The following is a 6,700-nucleotide window of genomic DNA, read 5'->3' as shown; positions in this document are numbered from 1 at the left end:
GTCAGGCTCCCGCGAGCGGCGTGACCGCGAAGAGATGGGCCACGGCCTTCTCGGGATCGAGGTGCACGTAGTTGCGGCCGGCTCGCCACGCGTACTTCGCGTTGTCGAGGAGGTCATGCACTTCGAACGACGCATCGGCCTCGAAGCCCAGCGCCTCGGGATCGAGGGTCACCCAGCCGCTTTGCGGCAGCTTCGCGTCGAGGTTCACCACGACGAGGATCACGTCGTCGCCGGCGCGCTTCGAGTAGGCAAGAAAGTGCGGGTTGTCGGCGGGATGGAAAGCGAGGCTGCCATCGGATTGCAGCGCGGGATGCTGCCTGCGAATGTGGTTCACGCGCTCCATCAGCGCTTCCAGCGGGCCGGCCGCGGTGAGGTCCCAGGACTTCAGCGCGTACTTCTCGGAATCGGCGTACTCCTCGCCGTCGCGGTCGCGCGGCTGGTTCTCGCCCAGCTCGAAGGCCGGACCGTAGAGGCCGTAGGTGGCGGCCAGCGTGGCGGCGAGCAGGAAGCGGACCTGGAACATCCCGGGCGGTGCGTAGTGCAGGTGATAGGGAAGGATGTCGGGCGTGTTGGGCCAGACGTTGGGGCGGAAGTAGTCGCGGCCCGGCCCTTGCGAGAGCTCGGTGAAGTATTGCGTGAGCTCCTTGGCGGTCTTGCGCCACGTGAAGTAGGTGTACGACTGGGAGAAGCCGAGCTTGGCCAGCCGGTGCATCACGTGCGGCCGCGTGAACGCTTCCGAAAGGAAGATGGCCTGCGGGTGGCGCTGCCGCACCTCGCCGATCATCCATTCCCAGAAGGCGAAGGGCTTCGTGTGCGGATTGTCGACGCGGAAGATGCGCACGCCCTGTCCGATCCAGAACGCGACGACCGAGTAGAGCTCGAGCCAGAGCTCGCGCGCATCGGGGCTTTCGAAGTCGAAGGGATAGATGTCCTCGTACTTCTTGGGCGGGTTCTCGGCGTACTGGATGGTGCCGTCGGGCGCGCGGCGGAACCACTCGGGATGGGCCTCGACGTAGGGATGGTCGGGCGCGCACTGGTAGGCGAGGTCGAGCGCGATCTCGATGTTGCGCTCGCGGGCGGCCTCGAGCAGGTGGCGGAAGTCGGCGAGGGTGCCCAGCTCGGGATGCGTGGCCTTGTGGCCGCCTTCGGCCGAGCCGATGGCCCACGGGCTGCCGGGCTCGCCGGGCTGCGAGGTGCGCGTGTTGTCGCGGCCCTTGCGGTGCACGCGGCCGATGGGATGGATCGGCGGGAGATAGAGCACGTCGAAGCCGAGGCGCGCGAGGCGATCGAGCTGGCGCTCCACGTCGGCGAAGGTGCCGTGCTGGCCGGGCACGCTCGAATACGAGCGTGGAAACAGCTCGTACCACGCGCCGAAGCGGGCGCGGGCGCGCTCGACCACGAGCCGGAACTCGGCCGACTGAGACACGCCCGGCCGCGCCGCATGACGACGTGCGATCTCGAACGGCTCCCCGTCGAGGGCGATCATCCTCAGCTTCACGAGGTCGTGCTGGTTTTCCAGGAGCTCGGCCCATTCGACCAGGCGCTCGCGATCGCCGGTGTCGGCACACGCGGCCGCCACGCGCGCATATTCCGCGCCGAGGTGGGCCGCGCGGCGGATGTCGTCCTCGTTCGTGCGGCGCTCGAACTGCTCGCGCCAGGTGGCGAGCGGATCGATCCAGCCATGCACGGCGTAGTGCCAGATGCCGAGGCGCTCGGCGACGAACGTGGCTTCCCAGAGATCGTTGCCCAGCGGCGTCATCGGCACTTCGGTCCACGCCGTGGCCGAGTCGTGGCGAACGCGCAGCGCACAGGCAAGGCGATCATGGCCGTCCGCATACGCCGCGGCGCGGACCACGACATCGTCGCCGACGATCCGCTTCGCGGCGAAGCGCCCGCCGTCCACGCTGGGCGTGACGGATTCGATCGCCACGCGTGCGAACTCGACCGACTGCCGCTGCTCGGGCGCGTTCATGCGGGCGTGAGGAAGAGGGCTGCCAGGGGCGGCAGGGTGAGCGCGATGCTGTGCGAACGGCCGTGGCGCGGTTCTTCCGCGGCTTCGACGCGGCCAAGGTTGCCGACATCGCTGCCGCCGTAGATGCCGGCATCGCCGTTCAGCCGTTCGATCCACGGGCCGCCCAATGGCACGCCGATGCGATAGTCATGCCGGACGACGGGCGTGAAGTTGCACACGACGACGACCGGCTTCGAATCCGGTGCCGTGCGCACCATCGAGGCGATGCTGTTCTCGACGTCGCAGCAATCGATCCACGCGAAGCCCTGGGGATCGAAGTCGCGCGCGTGGAGCGACGGCTCCTCGCGCATCAGCCGGTTGAGATCCGCCACCCATTGCGAAAGGCCCGCGTGACCGGGATCCTGGAGCAGGCCCCAGTCCAGCTCGCGTTCGTGGCTCCACTCGCGCTCCTGGCCGATCTCGCCGCCCATGAAGAGCAGCTTCTTGCCCGGGCTCGCCCACATCCAGCCGAGGAGCAGGCGCAGGTTCGCGAGCTTCTGCCATTTGTCGCCGGGCATGCGCGTGATGAGCGAGCCCTTGCCGTGGACCACTTCGTCGTGCGAGAGCGGCATGACGAAGCGCTCGTTGAACGCGTACCAGAGCGGGAAGGTGAGGGCGTCGTGGTGGAAGCGGCGGTGGACGGGATCGTTGCCGAAGAAGCGCAGCGTGTCGTGCATCCAGCCCATGTTCCATTTCATCGCGAAGCCGAGGCCCCCCGTATCGCCGTCGCGGGTGACGCCGGGCCAGGCCGTGGATTCTTCCGCGATCACGCAGGTGCCCCGATGGTCGCGCGCGACCGACTCGTTCAGCATGCGCAGGAACGTGATCGCCTCGAGATTCTCCTTGCCGCCGTGCGGATTCGGAATCCACTCGCCGGACTTGCGCGCGTAGTCGAGGTAGAGCATCGAGGCCACGGCATCGACGCGCAGGCCATCCAGGTGATAGCGCTCGAGCCACGCGTGGGCCGAGGAGAGCAGGAAGGCGCGCACCTCGTGCCGGCCATAGTTGAAGATCGCGCTGCTCCACTCGGGGTGGAAGCCCTGGCGCGGGTCCTCGTGCTCGAAGAGGTGCGTGCCGTCGAAGCGGGCGAGGCCGTGCGCGTCGGTCGGGAAGTGCGAAGGCACCCAGTCGAGGATCACGCCCAGGCCGTGGCGATGCATCACGTCGACGAAATGCATGAGGTCCTGCGGCGTCCCGTAGCGCGCGGTCGGCGCGAAGTAGCCCGTGGTCTGGTAACCCCAGGAGCCGTAGAACGGATGCTCGGTGACCGGCATCAGCTCCACGTGCGTGAAGCCGAGGCCGACGCAGTACTTCGCGAGCGGCTCGGCGATCTCGTGATAACCGGGGAGGCCGCCTTCGCGTTCGCGGCGCCAGGATCCGAGATGCACCTCGTAGATCGACATCGGGGCGTCGGGCGCGTTGCGGGCCGCGCGATCGGCAACCCACGCTGCGTCGCTCCAGTGATATTCGAGCGTCCACGCGCGCGAGGCGGTCGCCGGCGGACGCTCGCAGAAGGCCGCGTACGGGTCGGCTTTCTGGTGGATCGAGCCGTCCTTCGCGACGATGTGGAATTTATAGGCTTCGCCGCGCGCGACGGCCGCATCGCGGACCTCCCAGATGCCCGAGCCGTCCCAGCGCGGCGCCATCGGGGTCGCGTCGGGCTGCCAGTCGTTCCAGTCGCCGACGACACTCACCGACTGCGCGCTCGGAGCCCACACCGCGAAGTGCCCGCCGCCCGAGCCATCGCCTTCGAGATGGCAGCCGAGCTTGTGGTGCAGCCCCGTGTGCGTGCCTTCGCGGAAGAGGTAGATGTCGTGCTCGGTGAGCACGTGCGGCGCGGGCCCGGTCATTTCAAATGGTGCAGTTGCTGGCCCAGCATCTCGGGCGTGACGAGCGTGATCCCCTTGTCGGTGACGTGGAAGCGCTTCGCGTCCTCCACGGGATCGAAGCCGATGCGCATCTTCGGCGGGATCTTCGCCCCCTTGTCGACGACCACGCGCCGCAATGCAGCGCCGCGGCCGACTTCGACGTTCGGGAGGATCACCGCCTCCTCGACCTCGCAGTAGTCCTCGATGCGCACGCTGGAGAAGAGGAGCGATTGCCGCACGGTGGAGCCGCTCACGATGCAGCCGCCGGAGACGAGGGAGTCGACCGCGGAGCCGCGCCGGTCGCTTCCGTCGAAGACGAACTTCGCCGGCGGGAGCTGCTCCTGGTAGGTCCAGATCGGCCAGTCCTGGTCGTAGAGGTCGAGCGCGGGCGTGACGCGCGTCAATTCCATGTTCGCGTCCCAGAAGGCGTCGATGGTTCCGACGTCGCGCCAGTACGGTTCGCCGTCGGTGACCTGGACGGAGCTGTCGCGAAGGCGGTGCGCCCACACGCTGCCTTTCGCGGCGACGAGGCGCGGGATGATGTCGGTGCCGAAGTCGTGCGACGACGATTCGTCCTCGGCATCGCGGATCAGCTGCTCGTAGAGGAATTCCGCGCCGAAGACGTAGATGCCCATGCTGGCGAGCACGCGGCTCGGGTCATGCGGCATGGGCTTCGGGTCCTTCGGCTTCTCGCGGAAGGCGGTGACGCGGAACTGGTCATCCACTTCCATGACGCCGAAGGCGCTCGCCTCGGCCACCGGGACTTCGACGCAGCCCACCGTCATGTCGGCGCGGCGCGAGACGTGTTCGTCGATCATTCGCGCGTAGTCCATCTTGTAGATGTGGTCGCCGGCGAGGATCAGCACGAGCTTCGGCCCGTGGCGGCGGAGGATGTCGAGGTTCTGGTGCACGGCGTCGGCCGTGCCGCGATACCAGTCCGCGGTGATGCGCTGCTGGGCGGGGAGGAGCTCGATGAACTCGTTGAAGCGCCCGTCCAGGAACGACCAGCCGCGTTGAAGATGGTGGATGAGGCTCTGGGCCTTGTATTGTGTGGCGATGCCGATGCGGCGGATGCCGGAGTTCAGGCAATTGGAGAGCGCGAAATCGATGATGCGGAACTTGCCGCCGAAGGGAACCGCGGGCTTGGCCCGCCAGTCCGTGAGGGGGCCCAGGCGCGAGCCGCGGCCGCCGGCGAGGACGATCGTGAGCGTCTGGCGCGCGAGGTGCGCCATGCTCGGACGGTCCGCGACATACTGGCGGTGGAGTCCGTAACCCGCTTGCGGGTCGGCAAGATTCATTGCGGGGCCTCCCATCTTCAAACGCCTCCCGGAAACAAGTTCAAATTCGAGTTGTAAAACCGTCCGATGGCAGAGCGCGTCCTTTTCGTCACTTCCGAGTGCGCACCGTGGAGTAAGACCGGTGGCCTCGCCGATGTTTCCTCTTCATTGCCGTACGCACTGCGCGAGCTGGGACTGGACGTGCGTGTGCTGGTGCCGGCGTACTCGTCCACGCCCCCCGCACCTGCGGCCCCGATCGCGGTGATGCCTCCCTCGGCCGGCCTGCCCGGTGCGAGCCTCGCCGAAGCGACGCTCCCCAACGGCGTTCCCGCCTTGCTGCTGCAAAGCCCCTCGCTCTACGCGCGGCCGGGCGGGCCGTATCAAACCGAAACCGGCTCGGATTGGCCCGACAACGCGAAGCGATTTGCACAGCTTGCCCGCGCCGCTGCATGGCTTGCATCGGAGGAATCCGACACGCCGTGGCGCCCAACGGTGGTGCATGCCAACGATTGGCAGGCTTCGATGGCGCCGGTTTACCTGCGGCATTCGGGCTCGAAGACGGCCGCCAGGAGCGTGGTCACCATCCACAACCTGGCGTTCCAGGGGCTCTTCGATGCCGACGTGGTCGCGGCGATCGGGTTGCCTCCGGAGGCGTTCGCGAGCTCGCTGGAGTACTACGGCCGCTGCTCGTTCCTGAAGGGCGGGCTCGTGACGGCCGACGCGATCACGACGGTGAGCCCGACGTACGCCGCGGAGATCCAGACCGAGGCGGAGGGCATGGGGATGGCGGGCATTCTCCGGAGCCGCGCGCGGAACCTGCACGGCATCGTGAACGGGATCGACACCGCGGCCTGGGATCCTTCGAAGGACTCTTTCCTGGCGCGCACCTTCGATGCGGATCGTCTCGACGCCAAGCGCGAGAACACCGCGGCGCTTCGTGAACGGATGGGCCTGCCGGCTTCCGACGGGCCGCTGCTCGGCATGGTGAGCCGGCTCGCCAAGCAGAAAGGCACCGACCTCGTGCTCGCGATCGCGCCGGCGCTGGAGTCGCTCGGTGCGCAGGTCGTGTTCCTGGGTGCGGGGGACGCGGATCTCGAAGAGGCTATCCGCGCGCTCGTGGCCTCGCGGCCTTCCTTCGCCGCGGCGCACGTGGGGTTCGACGAATCGCTCGCCCACCAGATCGAGGCGGGTGCGGATCTCTTCCTCATGCCGTCGCGCTTCGAGCCCTGCGGCATGAACCAGATGTACAGCCAGCGCTATGGGACGGTGCCCGTCGTCCGTTCCACGGGCGGCCTGGTTGATACGGTTGTTCCCTACGATGCGGCGACGGGGAAAGGCACGGGCTTCGCCTTTCGCGATCCCACGCCCGACGCATTGCTCGCGTGCATCACGCAGGCGCTGGAGATCTTCAAGTCACGCGATGCCTGGAGGACGATCCAGCGCGCCGGCATGGCGCGCGACTTCTCGTGGAACGCGAGCGCCCGGCGCTACGCCGACCTCTATTCGTCACTGCATGAATAAAGGGGTCAGACCACTTCATTGCC

4 protein-coding genes are annotated in these 6,700 nt (G+C 67.8%); 1 reads left to right on the top strand and 3 read right to left on the bottom strand.

The annotated features are described in order from the left end of the window. Position 1: 1 nt before the first annotated feature. Genes DSM104443_RS10635 through glgC form a run of 3 tightly spaced genes read right to left on the bottom strand, consistent with a single transcriptional unit; the run spans position 2 to position 5,111 of the window. Entirely contained in the window at positions 2–1,972 is a 1,971-nt protein-coding gene (locus DSM104443_RS10635; protein ID WP_212757105.1) for an alpha-1,4-glucan--maltose-1-phosphate maltosyltransferase, read from the bottom strand. After that, a complete protein-coding gene (glgB, locus tag DSM104443_RS10630; protein WP_171092032.1) occupies positions 1,969–3,861 on the bottom strand; it encodes a 1,4-alpha-glucan branching protein GlgB in 1,893 nt (630 codons plus the stop codon). Before glgB ends, DSM104443_RS10635 begins: the two co-directional genes overlap by 4 nt. Beyond that, positions 3,858–5,111: a glucose-1-phosphate adenylyltransferase gene (gene glgC, locus DSM104443_RS10625; protein WP_171096392.1), complete on the bottom strand. Its 1,254-nt coding sequence runs from the start codon at positions 5,109–5,111 to the stop codon at positions 3,858–3,860. Before glgC ends, glgB begins: the two co-directional genes overlap by 4 nt. Positions 5,112–5,243: 132 nt before the next feature. Between glgC and glgA the strand changes: the two genes are divergently transcribed. After that, a complete protein-coding gene (gene glgA / locus DSM104443_RS10620; protein ID WP_171092030.1) occupies positions 5,244–6,677 on the top strand; it encodes a glycogen synthase GlgA in 1,434 nt (477 codons plus the stop codon). Positions 6,678–6,700 lie beyond the last annotated feature (23 nt).

The organism is Usitatibacter rugosus (assembly GCF_013003965.1).
Classification (GTDB): Bacteria; Pseudomonadota; Gammaproteobacteria; order Burkholderiales; family Usitatibacteraceae; genus Usitatibacter; species Usitatibacter rugosus.
This window is presented reverse-complemented; position numbering and strand designations above follow the sequence as displayed.

What these genes read in the sequence shown, in the direction of transcription:
- glgC (WP_171096392.1), bottom strand. Translation starts at nt 5,111, where the DNA reads ATGGCGCACCTCGCGCGCCAGACGCTCACGATCGTCCTCGCCGGCGGC.
- glgB (WP_171092032.1), bottom strand. Translation starts at nt 3,861, where the DNA reads ATGACCGGGCCCGCGCCGCACGTGCTCACCGAGCACGACATCTACCTC.
- DSM104443_RS10635 (WP_212757105.1), bottom strand. Translation starts at nt 1,972, where the DNA reads ATGAACGCGCCCGAGCAGCGGCAGTCGGTCGAGTTCGCACGCGTGGCG.
- glgA (WP_171092030.1), top strand. Translation starts at nt 5,244, where the DNA reads ATGGCAGAGCGCGTCCTTTTCGTCACTTCCGAGTGCGCACCGTGGAGT.